The sequence below is a fragment of the Caballeronia sp. SEWSISQ10-4 2 genome, from assembly GCF_030464885.1.
Lineage (GTDB): Bacteria > Pseudomonadota > Gammaproteobacteria > Burkholderiales > Burkholderiaceae > Caballeronia.
The window spans coordinates 1-15,291 of sequence record NZ_JALPRJ010000088.1 but is presented as its reverse complement, the minus strand read 5'-3'; the positions used below and the strand labels follow the sequence as shown (position 1 = coordinate 15,291).

General features: G+C 59.6%; 14 protein-coding genes. 8 read left to right on the top strand and 6 right to left on the bottom strand.

What is annotated here, in order from left to right; genetic code table 11:
* The first annotated feature begins 183 nt into the window (after positions 1 to 183).
* Positions 184 to 387, top strand: coding sequence for a cold-shock protein (locus tag M0D69_RS36770; RefSeq protein WP_035936159.1), 204 nt, complete (start codon positions 184 to 186; stop codon positions 385 to 387).
* Positions 388 to 523: 136 nt separating this feature from the next.
* On the opposite strand, the gene M0D69_RS36765 is transcribed toward M0D69_RS36770, so the two are convergent.
* Positions 524 to 1,774 (bottom strand): Hsp70 family protein, encoded by a 1,251-nt coding sequence (locus M0D69_RS36765; RefSeq protein WP_301786736.1) that lies wholly within the window; start codon positions 1,772 to 1,774, stop codon positions 524 to 526.
* Between the two features lie 200 nt (positions 1,775 to 1,974).
* On the opposite strand from M0D69_RS36765, the gene M0D69_RS36760 reads away from it, so the two are divergent.
* Positions 1,975 to 3,453, top strand: coding sequence for an MFS transporter (locus tag M0D69_RS36760; RefSeq protein ID WP_301786735.1), 1,479 nt, complete (start codon positions 1,975 to 1,977; stop codon positions 3,451 to 3,453).
* Positions 3,454 to 3,535: 82 nt separating this feature from the next.
* On the opposite strand, the gene M0D69_RS36755 is transcribed toward M0D69_RS36760, so the two are convergent.
* On the bottom strand, positions 3,536 to 4,132 hold the full coding sequence (locus M0D69_RS36755; RefSeq protein ID WP_301786734.1) for a nitroreductase family protein: 597 nt from the start codon (positions 4,130 to 4,132) through the stop codon (positions 3,536 to 3,538).
* Between the two features lie 77 nt (positions 4,133 to 4,209).
* The gene (locus M0D69_RS36750; RefSeq protein WP_301786733.1) at positions 4,210 to 5,526 is read right to left on the bottom strand and encodes an MFS transporter; all 1,317 of its coding nucleotides are present in this window, start codon (positions 5,524 to 5,526) and stop codon (positions 4,210 to 4,212) included.
* Positions 5,527 to 5,708: 182 nt separating this feature from the next.
* On the opposite strand from M0D69_RS36750, the gene M0D69_RS36745 reads away from it, so the two are divergent.
* Positions 5,709 to 6,296: a TetR/AcrR family transcriptional regulator gene (locus tag M0D69_RS36745; protein WP_301786750.1), complete on the top strand. Its 588-nt coding sequence runs from the start codon at positions 5,709 to 5,711 to the stop codon at positions 6,294 to 6,296.
* Positions 6,293 to 6,847, top strand: coding sequence for a DUF1415 domain-containing protein (locus tag M0D69_RS36740; protein WP_301786732.1), 555 nt, complete (start codon positions 6,293 to 6,295; stop codon positions 6,845 to 6,847). The genes M0D69_RS36745 and M0D69_RS36740 overlap by 4 nt, the downstream gene beginning before the upstream one ends.
* 2 nt (positions 6,848 to 6,849) lie before the next feature.
* Here M0D69_RS36740 and M0D69_RS36735 read toward each other — a convergent pair whose 3' ends face one another.
* The gene (locus tag M0D69_RS36735) at positions 6,850 to 7,746 is read right to left on the bottom strand and encodes an SAM-dependent methyltransferase (RefSeq protein ID WP_301786731.1); all 897 of its coding nucleotides are present in this window, start codon (positions 7,744 to 7,746) and stop codon (positions 6,850 to 6,852) included.
* A gap of 459 nt (positions 7,747 to 8,205) precedes the next feature.
* On the opposite strand from M0D69_RS36735, the gene M0D69_RS36730 reads away from it, so the two are divergent.
* Positions 8,206 to 8,526 (top strand): hypothetical protein, encoded by a 321-nt coding sequence (locus tag M0D69_RS36730; RefSeq protein WP_047898402.1) that lies wholly within the window; start codon positions 8,206 to 8,208, stop codon positions 8,524 to 8,526.
* Between the two features lie 75 nt (positions 8,527 to 8,601).
* On the opposite strand, the gene M0D69_RS36725 is transcribed toward M0D69_RS36730, so the two are convergent.
* Positions 8,602 to 9,309, bottom strand: a complete 708-nt coding sequence (locus tag M0D69_RS36725; protein ID WP_301786730.1) for a FadR/GntR family transcriptional regulator — start codon at positions 9,307 to 9,309, stop codon at positions 8,602 to 8,604.
* A 170-nt stretch (positions 9,310 to 9,479) separates the two neighbouring features.
* Between M0D69_RS36725 and M0D69_RS36720 the strand changes: the two genes are divergently transcribed.
* From M0D69_RS36720 to M0D69_RS36710, 3 genes are read left to right on the top strand one after another with little or no spacing between them, the layout of a single operon-like run.
* A complete protein-coding gene (locus M0D69_RS36720) occupies positions 9,480 to 10,502 on the top strand; it encodes a zinc-binding alcohol dehydrogenase family protein (protein ID WP_301786729.1) in 1,023 nt (340 codons plus the stop codon).
* A 16-nt stretch (positions 10,503 to 10,518) separates the two neighbouring features.
* Positions 10,519 to 11,637, top strand: coding sequence for a mannitol dehydrogenase family protein (locus M0D69_RS36715; RefSeq protein WP_301786728.1), 1,119 nt, complete (start codon positions 10,519 to 10,521; stop codon positions 11,635 to 11,637).
* Positions 11,638 to 11,649: 12 nt separating this feature from the next.
* On the top strand, positions 11,650 to 13,191 hold the full coding sequence (locus M0D69_RS36710; RefSeq protein WP_301786727.1) for a UxaA family hydrolase: 1,542 nt from the start codon (positions 11,650 to 11,652) through the stop codon (positions 13,189 to 13,191).
* A 297-nt stretch (positions 13,192 to 13,488) separates the two neighbouring features.
* Here M0D69_RS36710 and M0D69_RS36705 read toward each other — a convergent pair whose 3' ends face one another.
* Positions 13,489 to 15,102 carry an NAD(P)/FAD-dependent oxidoreductase gene (locus M0D69_RS36705; RefSeq protein ID WP_301786726.1) on the bottom strand — a complete coding sequence of 538 codons (1,614 nt, stop codon included), beginning with the start codon at positions 15,100 to 15,102 and terminating at the stop codon, positions 13,489 to 13,491.
* Positions 15,103 to 15,291 lie beyond the last annotated feature (189 nt).

Below are 15,291 nucleotides of genomic sequence, written 5' to 3'. Positions count from 1 at the left end.
GGATATTATTTGACCTCGGGTTTGATTCGCCGTATAAACCCTCTTGCAGGATTTCAAGTGGCGAGTGAATTGGTCTTTCGTAGTTCGCCCATCACGGTACTCCGGTTGGTCCCATTGCCCCTTCCTTGATTTTCATGCACATTCGGGCTTCGGCCTTATTCAACATCTTTAGGAACAAGTAACATGGAAACCGGTACCGTCAAGTGGTTCAATGACGCAAAGGGCTTTGGCTTCATCACGCCGGACGGCGGCGGCGAAGATCTGTTTGCTCATTTCTCCGAAATTCGCGTGGAAGGCTTCAAGACGCTTCAGGAAAACCAGAAGGTTACCTTCGAAGTGAAGACCGGCCCGAAGGGCAAGCAAGCTGCAAACATCAAGCCGGCATAAGTTTTATTGCCCGTTTGATTCGCAGACGAAAAACCCCGCATTCGCGGGGTTTTTCTTTTATATCACGGGTTTATCAGTAGTTAATGAGAAACCACTTTAAATCGACTGACCGGACGGTAATTGCAAGTAATGCCGATCAACCAAATAGTCGACGTGCATATATGCCGAGTCCGGTCGCGACGCTGGCCAGCCGGTCGCCAAACACGGCTTCGGCTTCCGGGAACGCATTGGAAAGGGCTTGCGAGAGAAAACCCAGTCCCGTCGATCCGCCCGTGAAGTAGATCGCGCCCACATCCTGGGGCGCCACGCCTGCGCGGTGCACCGTTTCCCGCGCTGCCGCCACGATCCGCCGCGTCTCCTCCAGGCCTGCGTCAATGAGTTGCTGCTCGTCGAAACCGATACGCAGCGCCTCTTCCACCTCCTCCATTCCGATCGTCGTCGCGCCGCCCGCCGCTACTTCGATCTTCGCGGCCTCCGCGTGCGACGCCAGTGCGTGCCCAAGACGGCGCTCGACCACGCGCATCAGGCGGTCGTGGTGCTTCGGATCGCTATAGAGATGCCGCATCAACTGCAGTTCGTTGACGCGTTTAGGTCCGTAGACCGTGTTGATCAAATGCCAGGTGGCAAGGTCGAAGTACACGCGATTGGGCACTTCGCGGCCTTCTGGCGCCATCGATTGATATCCGAGTTCGCGCAGGATCGTGGCGAGCTCCACACGCCGATCGAAATCTGTTCCCGCCACGTGGACGCCGTAGTGCGCGAGCACGTCGTCTTTTCGCGACAACAGCTTGACGCGCGCCGGCCCGACCCGCACCAGCGAGAAGTCCGACGTACCGCCGCCAATATCCGCGACCAACACGAGCCCTTCCTTCGTCAGGCGCGCTTCGTAATCGAAAGCGGCGGCGATCGGCTCATACTGGAAATGGATATCGGTCAGACCAATGGCTTGCGCAGCGGCCTGCAACTGGTTTTGGGCGAGCTGATCGGCGCGGGGATCGTCATCGACGAAAAATACCGGGCGACCCAGCACCGCGCGCGTAATCGGCGTGCTGGAAACGGCCTGCGCCTTCTGCTTCAAATGCTGCAGGAATAGGGTGATGACATCGACGTAGCGGATCGCTGAGCCATCGCCCAGGTCCGTGCTCGTCTCGGCCAGCGGGGAGCCGAGAATGCTCTTCATGGAGCGCATCAGGCGGCCGTCGAAACCGTCGATGTAAGACTCGAGCGCGGCCCGGCCGTAGGCCTGCTCGTCCTCGTCCGTGTTGAAAAAGACAGCGGTCGGCAGCGTCGTGGCGCTGCCTTCGACCGGCGCGAGCCGGATCGATGCCCCGTCGGGCAATGCGACCGCTGAATTCGACGTGCCGAAATCGATCGCGCAATAAGTCATGAGGTGAACGACGGCAGCGTGAAACTCCGCCGAGCGTCGCAAACAAAAAGTGGAGCGCGTTTTTAGCACGTAACGCGCAGTACATCAACCGTCAATCAAAAACATTGTCCAGGGAACGGATTTTGCTCGAAAACCCGGTAATTAATGCTCCATGCCGGTGATCCGTTCTGCCGGTCATTCCTACGTTATCGGCCAAACGCATGAACGACACGACGACCCGCCACGCGGTCAAGGAAGAGGGCGAAGCGCCGGCCAGGATAATTGAAACCGATCTGCCCGGACGGCTCGACCGGCTGCCGTGGGGCCGTTTTCATACGCTGATTGTGCTGGCGCTAGGGATCACGTGGCTGCTCGACGGGCTCGAAGTGACGCTCGCGGGCGCCGTAGCCAGCGCGTTGAAAGCAAGCCATGTATTGAAGTTCTCGAACGCCGACGTTGGGCTCGCCGGCAGCGCCTACATTGCCGGCGCGGTGATAGGCGCGCTGGGTTTCGGTTGGCTTACGGACCGGCTCGGACGTCGCAAGCTCTTTTTCATCACGCTGTTTTTGTACGTGGCGGCCACGGCGGCGACCGCGTTTTCGTGGGATATCGTCAGTTTTGCGCTGTTTCGCTTCCTGACCGGCGCGGGGATTGGCGGCGAATACACAGCGATCAATTCCACGATTCAGGAATTTACCCCCGTCCGCGTGCGCGGCTGGACGGATCTCGCGATCAACGGGACGTTCTGGGTCGGTGCCGGGCTGGGCGCGGCAGGTTCGATTGTGTTGCTCGATCCTGGTCTGCTGCCGCCCGATTACGGCTGGCGCGCATGTTTTCTGATCGGCGCGATTCTGGGACTGCTGATCCTCTTCATGCGCATGTGGGTGCCAGAAAGTCCGCGCTGGCTCATCACGCATAACCGCGTGGACGAGGCGAAGGAAATTGTGGAAGGCATCGAAGCCAGGTTTGCCGAACATGGCGTGAAATTGCCCACCGATCCCGTTAAACCGCTGCGACTGCACGCCCGCGATCATACGAAACTCAGCGAAGTGTTCCACTCGCTGTTTCATTCGCACCGGCGGCGTTCGCTCGTCGGATTGACGCTGATGACCGCCCAGGCCTTTTTCTACAACGCGATATTTTTCACCTACGCGCTGGTACTCACGGATTTCTACGGCGTGCCGGGGGATCACATCGGCTGGTACGTGTTGCCGTTCGCCATTGGCAATTTCCTCGGGCCGATCATGCTCGGCAAGCTCTTCGATATCCTCGGCCGACGCAAGATGATCGCCTTCACCTATGGGATTTCGGGTGTTTTGCTGACGATCAGCGGTTATTTGTTCGAGCAGGGTTGGCTGACCAGCACGACGCAAACCCTCTCGTGGATGGTGATCTTCTTCTTTGCGTCGTCGGCGGCGAGTTCGGCTTATCTCACCGTCAGCGAAACCTTTCCGCTTGAGATCCGAGCGCTCGCCATCGCAATTTTTTACGCGTTTGGAACGGCGCTGGGCGGCATCATCGGGCCGGCGCTGTTTGGCCGGCTGATCGACACGCATCAGCGCGGCGCCGTGTTTGCGGGCTACCTGATAGGCTCGGCGCTGATGGTGCTGGCGGCGGTCGTCGCGGGCATCTGGGGGGTATCGGCGGAACGCAGGTCGCTGGAGGACGTCGCGCGGCCGTTGTCGTCGGTGGAGGATTGAGAATTCGGGACAGCAATCGCCTGATCGCGCGGCGCGGCTCCGGCAGCCGCGCTTTCCAACATGTCCAGTCGATCAAAAGCGCTTACTTGAACGCCTTGTCCCAAGCGCCATCGAATGCGATTTCACCGATCGGCGCCCGCGCGCGCGGCGCATTTTCGCGTTCACGCAAGATATCGTTGAGCAAGGCCGGATCGCCGTGATGCCCCAGCGAAATCATGGCGATCACCTCGACATCGTCCGGCAGCGAGAAAGCCTCGCGGAACGCGTTGATATCGAAACCGGCCATTTGGTGCGCTGCCAGACCGAGCGCATGCGCCTGGAGCGTCAGCGACATCGCCGCCGCACCCGCATCGTACGGAGCCGTGCGGTTCACATCGCCCTTGGGCGTCAAGGTCTTCGCCAGCACGCAGATCAGCACGGGAACATTGGCGTTCCACCCCTGGTTGAACGGCACCAAGGTGGCGAAGGCCTTCTGGAAAGCGGCTTCATCGTGATGGCGATCGAAGGTCAGGAAGCGCCACGGCTGCATGTTGGACGAGGATGGCGCCCAACGCGCGGCTTCCAGCACGCTATGCAACAACTCGCGGCTCACCGCCTTGTTCGATATCGCCCGCGGGCTCCATCGGCCGGCCAGCAACGGGTCGATCGCGATTTCAGTAGGAGCGGTTTTTTCGGTCATGCGGGAATCCCTGGTTGATTGGTCTGGACAGCGTGTTGTCAGAAACACGCTGCAAGACCATAAGAATAACCAAGCTATTAAACCCGCGCTTCAGCGTTGAAATCGCCACCGGAGCGGTGGACGTCAGGTCGCGACCGCGATTCCTTGTTGATCCGCAGCACCATCACCGCCGCCACAATGCACAAGCTGCCCGAAATCATCGTCGCGACGGTGTAGGTGCCGAGACTCGCGCGCAGCATGCCGCCGCCGAGCGCTGCGAACGCCGCGCCAAACTGATGCGCCGCCACGACCCAGCCGAACACGATAGGCGCCGACTCCTTGCCGTAGACATCGGTGGCGAGCCGCACGGTCGGCGGCACGGTTGCGATCCAATCGAGTCCGTAGAACATGGCGAACACCGGCAACCCGTAGAAATCGATGCCAAACGCATACGGCAGGAACATCAGCGACAACCCGCGCAAGCCGTAGTACCAGAACAACAGCACGCGGGCGTTGAAGCGGTCAGACAGCCAGCCGGAGAGTGTGGTGCCGAAGAGATCGAAAATGCCCATGGCGGCGAGAAGGCCCGCGCCCTGCACTTCGGTCATGCCGTGATCGGCGCACATCGCGATCAGATGTGTGCCGATATACCCGTTCGTGCTTGCGCCGCAGATAAAAAAGCTGCCGGCCAGCAGCCAGAAATCGCGCGTCTTGCTCGCCATGCCCAATGTGCCAAAGGCCAGCTTGATCGGATTCTTCTGCGCGACGGGCGCGGGCGGCGGCGCATCGGCGGGTTCGCCGAACGGACGCAGCATGAGATCGGCGGGACGCTCCGGCAGCAGCCACGCCACCAGAGGCAACACCAGCGCCGCCGCAGCCGCCACGATCAGCACCACGGGACGCCAGCCGAAGCGCTCCGCTATTGCGGCGAGCATCGGCAGGAACACGAGCTGGCCGGTGGCCGAACTGGCGGTGAGAATGCCCATCGCCAGCCCGCGATGCGACGTGAACCAGCGATTCACCACCGTCGCCGCCAGCGTCATCGCGGCTACGCCGGTCGCTCCGCCCACCAGCACGCCCCACACCAGGATCATCTGCCACGGTGCGGTCATCAGCGCCGACAATGCCACGCCCGTTGCCAGCGTTCCCAACGCGACAAGCACCGTCGGTCGAACGCCAAAACGCTGCATCGCGGCGGCGGCGAACGGTCCGGTCAGGCCGTATAGCGCGAGATTGATGGAGATCGCGAGCGAGATGGTCGCGCGGCTCCAGCCGAATTGCTGTTCGAGCGGCAACATCATGACGCTCGGGGTCGCACGCGTGCCTGCGGCCGCGAGCAACACGAAAAACACGACACCGACCGATATCCACGCGTAATGCATGCGGCCCGAAAGCCGCCTGGCTGCCCAATTCATCCTTCGCTCCGATTTCCTCTGGTTATCTTATCGACGAACGTTACCGCTCAGTCACATTTAGGTTGCGAGCTTAGTGACTGCTCGGTAACATGTCAAGAATCCCTTCGGAAGTAAAGGACATGGCTGTGGTACGTGTATCGAATGAAGATCCCGTCGCCGATAAAAAACCCGTGCGCCGGCACATGGACGGCGCCACCGCACAGGAGCAATTGCTCGACGCCGCGGAGAACCTTTTTTATCGCGGCGGGATTCGCGCAATCAGCGTGGACGCGGTGGTCGAGCGCGCCGGCGTGAACAAGATGAGCGTATACCGGCAGTTTTCGTCGAAGGACGATCTCGTGGTCGCGTACCTCACGCGCATGGACGCGCGCGTCCGGGAACGGATCGAGCGCAGCATCGCGAAACATCCCGATGATCCGGCCAAAGCGCTCGTGCAGAGCTTTACTGACCTGGTCGAGCGTGCGTCGAACCCGGATTATCGCGGCTGTCCGTTTGTGAACGTGGCATGCGAATTCGGGGATCGCGAGCATCCGGCGCGGGTGCCGGTGGCGCGCAACAAGGAGTATTTGATGGCGCGGTTGCTGGAATTATCGACGGCCGCGGGCGCCGCCGATCCCCAGCATCTCGCCGATTCTCTCGCATTGCTAATCGAAGGCGTGTACACCGCGAGCCAGACTTTCGGCCCGGGCTGCGGACCGGTGCGCACGGCGCCGGCCACAGCCGAGCTGCTCGTACGCAGCGCTTGCGGTGAAGGCAAGGTTCAAGCGTGAACGACGAGGTCATCGATTCCACGCGGCACTGGCTCACGCGCGCTGTCATCGGGCTGAACCTGTGCCCGTTCGCCAAAGCGGTATATGTGAAGGATCGGATCCGCTACGCCGTCAGCGAGGCGCGTACGTTCGAAGACGTGCTGGTGGATCTGGAAACGGAACTCAAGCATCTGGCGGACACCGATCCGGAAAAGACCGACACCACGTTGCTGATCGTCCCGCACGCGCTGGCCGATTTCGCCGATTACAACGACGCCCTTCATTTCGCCGATACGCTTCTGAAGCAACTGCGGCTCGAAGGTGAACTACAGATCGCGAGCTTCCACCCGGACTATCAATTCGATGACGCCGAGCTTGGCGACATCGAAAATTTCACGAACCGCGCGCCCTATCCGATCTTCCATTTGCTGCGCGAAGCGAGCATCGAACGTGCGGTCGATGCGTTCCCCGACGCCGCCAATATCTACGAACGCAACATGGCTACGCTACGTCGTCTAGGCCACGCGGGCTGGCTGGAACACATGAAACGCGACGCCGGCGCCAAGCCCTAGCATCAAGTCGTAAAGAACCGCTCGCGCATCTCTTCGAGACCAAGCGTTTCGAGGACATCGGAAAGACGCTGCGCCGGTTTCCCGCGCGGCAGATCCTTGAACTGCGCGATGATCAACTCGTTTTTCATCGAGTGCTCCCAGCCGACGAGTTCCGTCACGCTGACCTGATACCCATGCGATTCCAGTTGCAGGCAGCGCAGCACGTTCGTGATCTGACTCCCGAATTCACGCGTGTGCAGCGGATGCCGCCACATCTCCGTCAGCACGTTCTTCGAGAGCGAATGCCCCTTGTTCTTGCGCAGCACCGATGCAACTTCCGCCTGGCAACACGGCACGACCACAATGCTTTTCGCTTTCTTCTGCAAAGCGAAATGAATGGCGTCGTCGGTTGCGGTATTGCACGCATGCAATGCCGTGACGATATCCACCGTCTCGGGCAAACGGTCTGACGTAATCGATTCGGCCACCGATAGATTCACGAACGACATGCCGTCGAATCCTAGCCGCGCGGCCAATTCCTCCGACTTTTCAACCAGCTCCGCGCGCGTCTCAATGCCAAAGATATGTGACCGATCGCGCAGAGCTTTGAAGTAGAGATCGTAGAGAATGAAGCCAAGGTAAGACTTGCCCGCTCCATGATCGACCAGCGTCACCGAACCCTGTTTTGTATGAATTTCCGCAAGCAAAGGTTCGATGAACTGAAACAGGTGATAGACCTGTTTCAACTTTCGACGGCTGTCTTGATTCAACTTGCCGTCGCGCGTCAAGATGTGCAGTTCCTTCAAAAGTTCGAGGGACTGACCGGGACGAATGTCGTGCTTGGCCGAAGATTCCGGCTTTTGATCGGACGAATCTGTTGATGCGATGGGCGCATTGGGCGCCCGGGACTTCTTGGCCATCGTCTGGATACCGTAGTGATTCTGTAGGCGGGGTCACGCGGAAAATTCGGCGCGAAGTGTGCGCTAACCGCTGGTTGTATCGATGTAAATCGGCAAGTTTACCCAAAAGCGCATAGACGCTCCCGCATGACGCAACATCGGAAACTGATGAAGGCTCAAATGAGGTTCGATTTTTCAGCACAAGCACTGAAGAACCTCGGTTTCAGATGGAACATTTCGTGCATTTAGAGCGGGACAACCAACGGGATGGACAGACAGAACGGCGGCGCCAAGCCGCGAATTTTATAGCAGCACGCCCTGGTAGCAAGGCGGGCGCGACGAACTGATGACCTTGGCAAAGCTTGGGGCCACGACCGGTGAAAGGCACTGGATGTCACGTCGATGCGCAGCCTGTTACGTAACACACTAATGAACACGGCGCGTTCCCAGAGGGAATACGCGAACGAAATGAGGACGGCGATGGACCCAATCCGAGACAGTAAAGCCGAACAGCAGTTTCAGGAAATGCTTGCAAAGCTCACCGCAATGCCCGAGTGGAGCGAAAAGCAGCAACTTGAACTCGAAATGGCTCGAGAAATTTCAGGCGAAATGTTGCGGCTCGCAGAAGTCATGCGCGACGGCACCACCGACATGGAAACGTGCCTGACCATGCTCAAGTACGCGAAAGTGATGGATTTCGTGTTGACCACACTCGCCTCACGGCGCGAGATCGCTCCGCAGACGCTGCGCGTGATCTTCAAGCTCGCCGGGCTGAAAGTGGACGAGGCTTATCCTGGCTGAGCGCCCGTTTTACGCTGTTTGTGTATTTTCTGGCGGCCAGTCCGGGTTCATCGCGGGCTGGCCTGAAGCAAAATTTTACTGCTTGCGGCGCGTCATCAGCCGCTCGTACGACGCCTTCAAATGGCGCTGCATAGAAGCCTGGGCCTGAATGGCATCACGAGCTTCGAGCGCGTCGAGTATGTCCTTGTGCTCGCTCAACGCGGCCGCCCACGTTTCCTCCCCCTCGAAATGCACCCGCAGCTTGGACGACAGCGGACTATGCCGTTCGTCGAAAAGACCCGCTACCGTGCGCACCAGCACGTCGTTTCCTGACATCTGCGCCACGGCCAGATGAAACGCGCGATCCGCCGCCAGTGGAATCTGTCCGTTCGCGACTTCCCGGGCCATGGCTTCGTAAATCCCGCGCAGTGCCTTGAGCGCCTTGGGCTTGCCGAACGCCGCGACCTTCGCCGCGATCGCACCCTCGATCACCATCCGCGCGGTCATGATTTCGAGCAAACTCTCGCCGAACTCCGTGCCCGGCGGCAAGTTCGGGCGCGAACCGGGCGCCGATGGCGCGCAGATATAGACGCCCGAACCCATCCTGATCTCGACGCGCCCTTCCAGTTCCAACGCCACCAGCGCCTCTCTCACCGACGGCCGCGACACCCCGAGCATCAGCGCCAGTTCTCGCTCGGACGGCAGGCGGCCGTTCGGCGCGAAGCCCTGTTCCTCCATCAGCGCACGCAGTTTATCGGCGATCTGAAGGTAGAGACGACGCGTCTCGATGGGTTTGACAGCCACGAAGACTCCTTTTTGGACTTGCTGGCCGTTTCGGCGGAAAGGCTGAATTCTAAACAACGATGGCGCCGATGGTCAGGCCAAACCCCTAGCCGCGGCTAATTGGCTTGACCAGTTCCGTTTTAGGAAATTAACATGCGTTCTGGTAAGGCCAAAAAAATCATCCAATCCCCATGAAAACTGTCATCTGCGAACAACCCGGTACGCTCGTTCTGATTGATCGGCCGTCACCCGAACCCGGTATTGATGACGTGCTGATCCGCATCAAGCGTGTCGGCGTGTGCGGCACGGACTTGCATATCTACACCGGGAAGCAGCCGTATCTGTCGTATCCGCGGGTGATGGGGCATGAGTTATCGGGAATCGTGGAATCGGCGCCAGCCGGTGCGCGCGTCGCGAAAGGCGATCAGGTTTACGTGATGCCCTATCTGGCATGTGGAAAATGTATCGCGTGCCGGGCGAAGAAACCGAACTGCTGCATGAATATTCGCGTCCTGGGTGTGCATACCGACGGCGGTCTGGTCGAACAACTCGCCGTGCCGCAGGCATTTGTGTTCAAGGCCGACGGTGTGACGCTCGATCAGGCCGCGATGATCGAATTCCTTGCCATCGGTGCGCACGCTGTCGCGCGAGCGGACGTGCAGCCGAAGCAGCGCGCGCTTGTGGTTGGTGCCGGGCCGATCGGAATGGCGGCGTTGATCTTCGCGAAGCTGCGCGGCGCGGAAGTCACCGTGCTGGATGGCCGCGAAGACCGCTTGCGATTCTGCGAGACGCTGCTAAACGCCGATCACATCGTGCGCCTGGATGCTACGGGCGCCGCGACGGACGCAAAACAGCTTGCCGAACTTACCGGCAACGAGTTCTTCGATATCGTCTTCGATGCCACCGGCAACGTGAAAGCGATGGAACGCGGTCTGGAGTTTGTCGCGCATGGCGGCAAATACGTGCTGATATCGATTGTTAGCGACCGGATATCGTTTGCCGATCCTGAGTTTCACAAGCGAGAAACCACCCTGCTAGCTAGCCGTAACGCCACGCCGGACGACTTCGAGACCGTGCTTGCCGCAATGCGCGCCGGCCTGATTCCTACTGCAGCGCTCAACACGCATACGCTGAAGTTGAGCGATTTGCCGGACGAATTTCCCAAGCTGCTCGATCCGTCGGCGGGCGTGATCAAAGCACTGGTCGAATGCTGACACGATCGACCAGACGATGAACAATCCGATTCTCCAGTTCGGCACGAGCCGCTTTCTCCAGGCACATGTCGATTTGTTCGTCGCGGAGGCTGCGCGACGTGAACCGTCAAAGGCGCTTGGACGGATTACTGTCGTGCAGAGCACATCGAATGTGGAAAGCCGCGCTCGGATCGACGCGTTGCGCGCTTCAAGCGTGTACCCGGTGCGAATTCGCGGCCGGCAAGGCGATGCGACCATCGACATCACCGTTCAATGCGATGCGATTACCGAAGCCCTAAACGCCACCGATGATTGGTCCACGTTGCGCGAACGCGTGCGACATGACGTCAAGGTAGTCGTGTCGAATACCGGCGATACCGGCTACGCCTCCTTCGATGAAGATACCGCGCAAAGCCTCGAGGGGAATTCCGTCCCGCGTGGGTTTCCAGCCAAGCTAGCAGTGCTGCTGCACGACCGGTTTATCGCGGGCGCCGAACCGCTGAGCTTATTTCCCTGCGAACTCATATCGCGTAATGGCGACACATTGCGCGATCTCGTCATCGGCATTGCAAAGCGGTGGCAAGCAGACGGCGCATTCATCCGCTATCTGCAGCACGATTGCATTTGGGCGAACTCGCTGGTCGACCGCATTGTCTCGGAGCCGATCAATCCCGTTGGCGCAATCGCTGAGCCGTACGCCTTATGGGCAATCGAACGCCAGCCCGCCATGGTCCTGCCTTGCGAGCACAAAGACATCGTGCTCACCGACGACCTCGCCCACTACGAGCGCCTCAAGCTTCTGCTGCTCAACCTCGGCCATACGATGCTTGCCGAACTCTGGCTCGCCGATCAAGCCGCGCCTGACACCAACGTCCGCGACGCCATGCGCAACGACACGTGGCGCACGGCATTGGAGTCGACGTGGCATGACGAAGTGCTGCCCGTCTTCGACGCCCTCGGCGAGCACGACGCCGCACGCGCCTACCTCGTCGATGTCCGCGACCGCTTCGAGAATCCGTTTCTCGATCATCGGCTGTCGGATATCGCGCGTAATCACGCCGAGAAAAAACAACGCCGCTTTAAACAGGCAGTCGAGCTTGCGCGTCGACTCGGCTTGAAAATTGACCAGCGGCGGCTTATTGCGGCGCTGTCCTGAGGAATACTTTTTATGCCCATCGATCACACCGTTATCCGCCTTCATCCCAACGACGATGTCGTGATCGCGACGCGCCAGCTTATGTCGGGTGCGCGCATCACGTCTGAAACCGAGCCGCTCGTGGTGAGCGGGCTGATTCCACCTGGCCACAAGATCGCCACGCGCGACATCGCCAAAGGCGAGTCGGTGCGGCGCTACAACCAGATCATCGGCGTGGCGCTCGATGCCATCGCACGCGGCCAGCACGTGCATGTCCACAATCTCGGCATGGCGGAATTCGAACGCGAGCATGAGTTCGGCGTCGATATACGCGAAACCCATTTCGCCGATAAACCCGCCACGTTCATGGGCATTCGCCGCGACGACGGCCGTGTGGCCACGCGCAATTACATCGGCATCCTGACGAGTGTGAATTGCTCGGCCACGGTGGCACGGGCTATCGCCGATCATTTTCGTCGCGATGTCCGTCCAGAAGCACTCGCCGATTACCCGAACGTGGATGGCGTGATTGCGTTGACGCATGGACTGGGCTGCGGCATCGATTCGCTTGGTGATGGCATCGCGATCCTGCGCCGCACGCTCGCCGGTTACGCTGTCCATCCGAACTTCCATTCGGTGTTGTTCATCGGCCTGGGCTGCGAGACGAATCAGATTTCGGGGATCCTGGGCTCGGCCGGTTTAAACGATAACGGCACGAAACTGCGCAGCTTCACAATCCAGGACAGCGGCGGCACGCGCAAGACAATCGAGCGCGGCATCGCGATGGTGAAAGAACTGCTCGCCGATGCCAACCGCGTCAAACGCGAACCCGTGCCGGCGTCGCATTTGATCGTTGGCCTGCAGTGCGGTGGCTCCGATGGTTATTCGGGGATCTCGGCGAACCCGGCACTGGGCGCGGCTGTTGACCGCCTTGTACAGCATGGCGGCACGGCGATTCTCTCGGAGACGCCGGAGGTGTATGGCGCAGAACATCTGCTCACGCGACGCGCGGTGAGCCGGGAAGTCGGCGAGAAACTGCTGACGCGCATCAGGTGGTGGGAGGATTATTGCGCGCGAAATGGTGCTGCGATGGACAACAATCCATCGGCGGGAAACAAGGTTGGCGGCTTGACGACAATTCTGGAAAAGTCGCTTGGCGCAGTCGCAAAAGGCGGCACAACGAAGCTGGTGGAGGTTTATGAATACGCGCAACGTATCGATGCGAAGGGTTTTGTATTCATGGATTCGCCCGGCTACGATCCCGTCTCGGCGACTGGCCAGGTCGCGTCGGGGGCCAATTTGATCTGCTTCACGACCGGGCGCGGCTCGGCTTACGGCTGCGCGCCCTCACCCTCGCTGAAGCTCGCCACGAACACGGCGCTGTGGGAGCGGCAAGAAGAAGACATCGATATCAATTGCGGTGGGGTTATCGACGGGACCGCATCCATCGATCAACTCGGAGAAGCCATTTTCAAGATGATGCTGGACTGCGCGTCGGGTGTGGCGTCAAAGAGCGAAGCACACGGTTATGGGCAAAACGAATTCGTGCCGTGGCAGGTGGGCGTGATTACGTGATTTGGGGGGGGGCGCTAGGTCGTGCGGGTTGCGATTAAGGCTGCGGGTTAAGCGTCCATTATGTTTGGCGACAGCGCTGCGGCCGTTTCGGTGTCTTTGATTGAGGCGAAATAAATGCCTTTACCGTAGGACCGCGCATCCGCCTGCGAAGGCTTGAGCGGGCGCCCTCTACATGGCAGTCATGTCGATGCCATCGATCGCCGCCGAATAACTGCCACCGGCGTGTCCGAGGGTGTCCCGCACCTTCGCCTGCGACACTCGTCGTGCGAACTCGAGTGGCTGACGTGACGTTGTGACCTAAGCCGCCATCATCTTCAACGCCAGCGCCTCGGCCACTTCTATCCCATCGATCGCCGCTGAATAAATACCACCGGCGTATCCCGCACCCTCGCCCGCAGGATACAAACCATCGACGTTCACGCTTTGGTAATCGTCCTTTCGGCGAACCCGTATCGGCGATGACGTGCGCGTCTCCACACCCGTCAACACAGCATCGTGCATGGCGAAACCGGGGATTTTCTTATCGATCTGAGGCAGCGCTTCGCGAATCGCCTCAACCACGTACTCGGGCAATGCGCTGCTCAAATCGGTCATACGCACGCCGGGTTTATACGACGGCTCGACGGACCCAAGCGAGGTCGATGGCCGTCTCGCAATAAAATCGCCGACCAGTTGTCCCGGCGCGCAGTAATCACCGCCACCGAGCTCGAACGCCCGCTCTTCCCAATGTCTTTGAAACGCGATACCCGCAAGCGGACCACCGGGGAAATCGTCCGGCGTGATTCCGACGACAATCCCCGCATTCGCGTTTCGCTCGTTGCGTGAATATTGGCTCATTCCGTTCGTGACGACGCGTCCCGGTTCCGACGTCGCCGCCACCACCGTTCCACCCGGGCACATGCAAAAACTATAGACGGCGCGACCGTTACTGCAGTGATGGACGACTTTGTAATCAGCGGCACCGAGCAGTTTATGTCCCGCAAATTTCCCAAACCGGCTCCGATCGATCAGCCCTTGCGGATGTTCGATCCGGAATCCAAGCGAAAAGGGTTTCGCTTCCATGTAGACGCCGCGGTTGTGCAGCATCTCGAAAGTATCGCGGGCGCTATGTCCGACGGACAACACAACGTGATCGCAGCGCAGCGTTTCGCCATTGGAAAGCGTGAGACCTCGCACCTTGCCGTCATCGATCTCAATATCTTCGACGCGCGTCTCGAAGCGCACTTCCCCGCCGAGTTGATGAATCATCGCCCGCATTTTCTCGACCATCCCGACCAATCGGAATGTCCCGATATGCGGTCGGCTCAGATAAAGAATGTCTTCGGGCGCGCCGGCGAGCACGAACTCTTCAAGCACCTTGCGGCCGTAGTGCTTGGGATCTTTGATCTGGCTGTACAGCTTGCCGTCCGAGAACGTCCCGGCACCACCCTCGCCAAACTGCACATTCGACTCGGGATTCAGCACGTTTTTGCGCCACAAGCCCCACGTATCCTTGGTCCGTTCGCGCACAGCCTTGCCTCGTTCCAGGATGATCGGGCGAAAGCCCATCTGCGCGAGAATTAATCCAGCGAACAAACCGCACGGCCCCATGCCGATCACGACGGGCCTTGGTGATTTCATCGACTCCGGCGCTTTCGCGACGAATTTGTACGCCATATCCGGCGTCACTGTGCAATGTGGCTGATCGTTCAGATGAGGTAGTGCAGCGGCTTCGTCCTTCACGTCTATATCGACGATATATGTGAGCTTGATGTCGGAGCGCTTGCGTGCATCGTGCGCGCGCCGGAATACCGTATAGCGGATGAGGCCATCGGCAGGGACATGAATAAGCGCGAGACGTGAGCGAATTGCCGACTCGAGTTCGCTTTCCGAATGCTCAAGCGGCAGCTTGATTTCGCTTAGACGTAGCATGGGGACCTGTTTTGCAAAAGCCGTGAACACATCCGGCTGAGACGCTATTTTAGCGTGTTGCTGGATAGGGAAGCCGTTGAGTAGGCGGTATTGCGAATGGAAGGTGAGTTGAGAGGGGTTGAGAAACGGGAACTAGAAACGCAAAAACCCCACCTTTTGGGTGGGGTTTTTGTTAGCTGGCAAGTGCTC

Bases quoted from the DNA above. Each gene is read 5' to 3' on its own strand.
- M0D69_RS36705 (WP_301786726.1), bottom strand. From the start codon at position 15,102: ATGCTACGTCTAAGCGAAATCAAGCTGCCGCTTGAGCATTCGGAAAGC.
- M0D69_RS36745 (WP_301786750.1), top strand. From the start codon at position 5,709: ATGGACGGCGCCACCGCACAGGAGCAATTGCTCGACGCCGCGGAGAAC.
- M0D69_RS36765 (WP_301786736.1), bottom strand. From the start codon at position 1,774: ATGACTTATTGCGCGATCGATTTCGGCACGTCGAATTCAGCGGTCGCA.
- M0D69_RS36760 (WP_301786735.1), top strand. From the start codon at position 1,975: ATGAACGACACGACGACCCGCCACGCGGTCAAGGAAGAGGGCGAAGCG.
- M0D69_RS36735 (WP_301786731.1), bottom strand. From the start codon at position 7,746: ATGGCCAAGAAGTCCCGGGCGCCCAATGCGCCCATCGCATCAACAGAT.
- M0D69_RS36750 (WP_301786733.1), bottom strand. From the start codon at position 5,526: ATGAATTGGGCAGCCAGGCGGCTTTCGGGCCGCATGCATTACGCGTGG.
- M0D69_RS36755 (WP_301786734.1), bottom strand. From the start codon at position 4,132: ATGACCGAAAAAACCGCTCCTACTGAAATCGCGATCGACCCGTTGCTG.
- M0D69_RS36715 (WP_301786728.1), top strand. From the start codon at position 10,519: ATGAACAATCCGATTCTCCAGTTCGGCACGAGCCGCTTTCTCCAGGCA.
- M0D69_RS36770 (WP_035936159.1), top strand. From the start codon at position 184: ATGGAAACCGGTACCGTCAAGTGGTTCAATGACGCAAAGGGCTTTGGC.
- M0D69_RS36710 (WP_301786727.1), top strand. From the start codon at position 11,650: ATGCCCATCGATCACACCGTTATCCGCCTTCATCCCAACGACGATGTC.
- M0D69_RS36730 (WP_047898402.1), top strand. From the start codon at position 8,206: ATGGACCCAATCCGAGACAGTAAAGCCGAACAGCAGTTTCAGGAAATG.
- M0D69_RS36720 (WP_301786729.1), top strand. From the start codon at position 9,480: ATGAAAACTGTCATCTGCGAACAACCCGGTACGCTCGTTCTGATTGAT.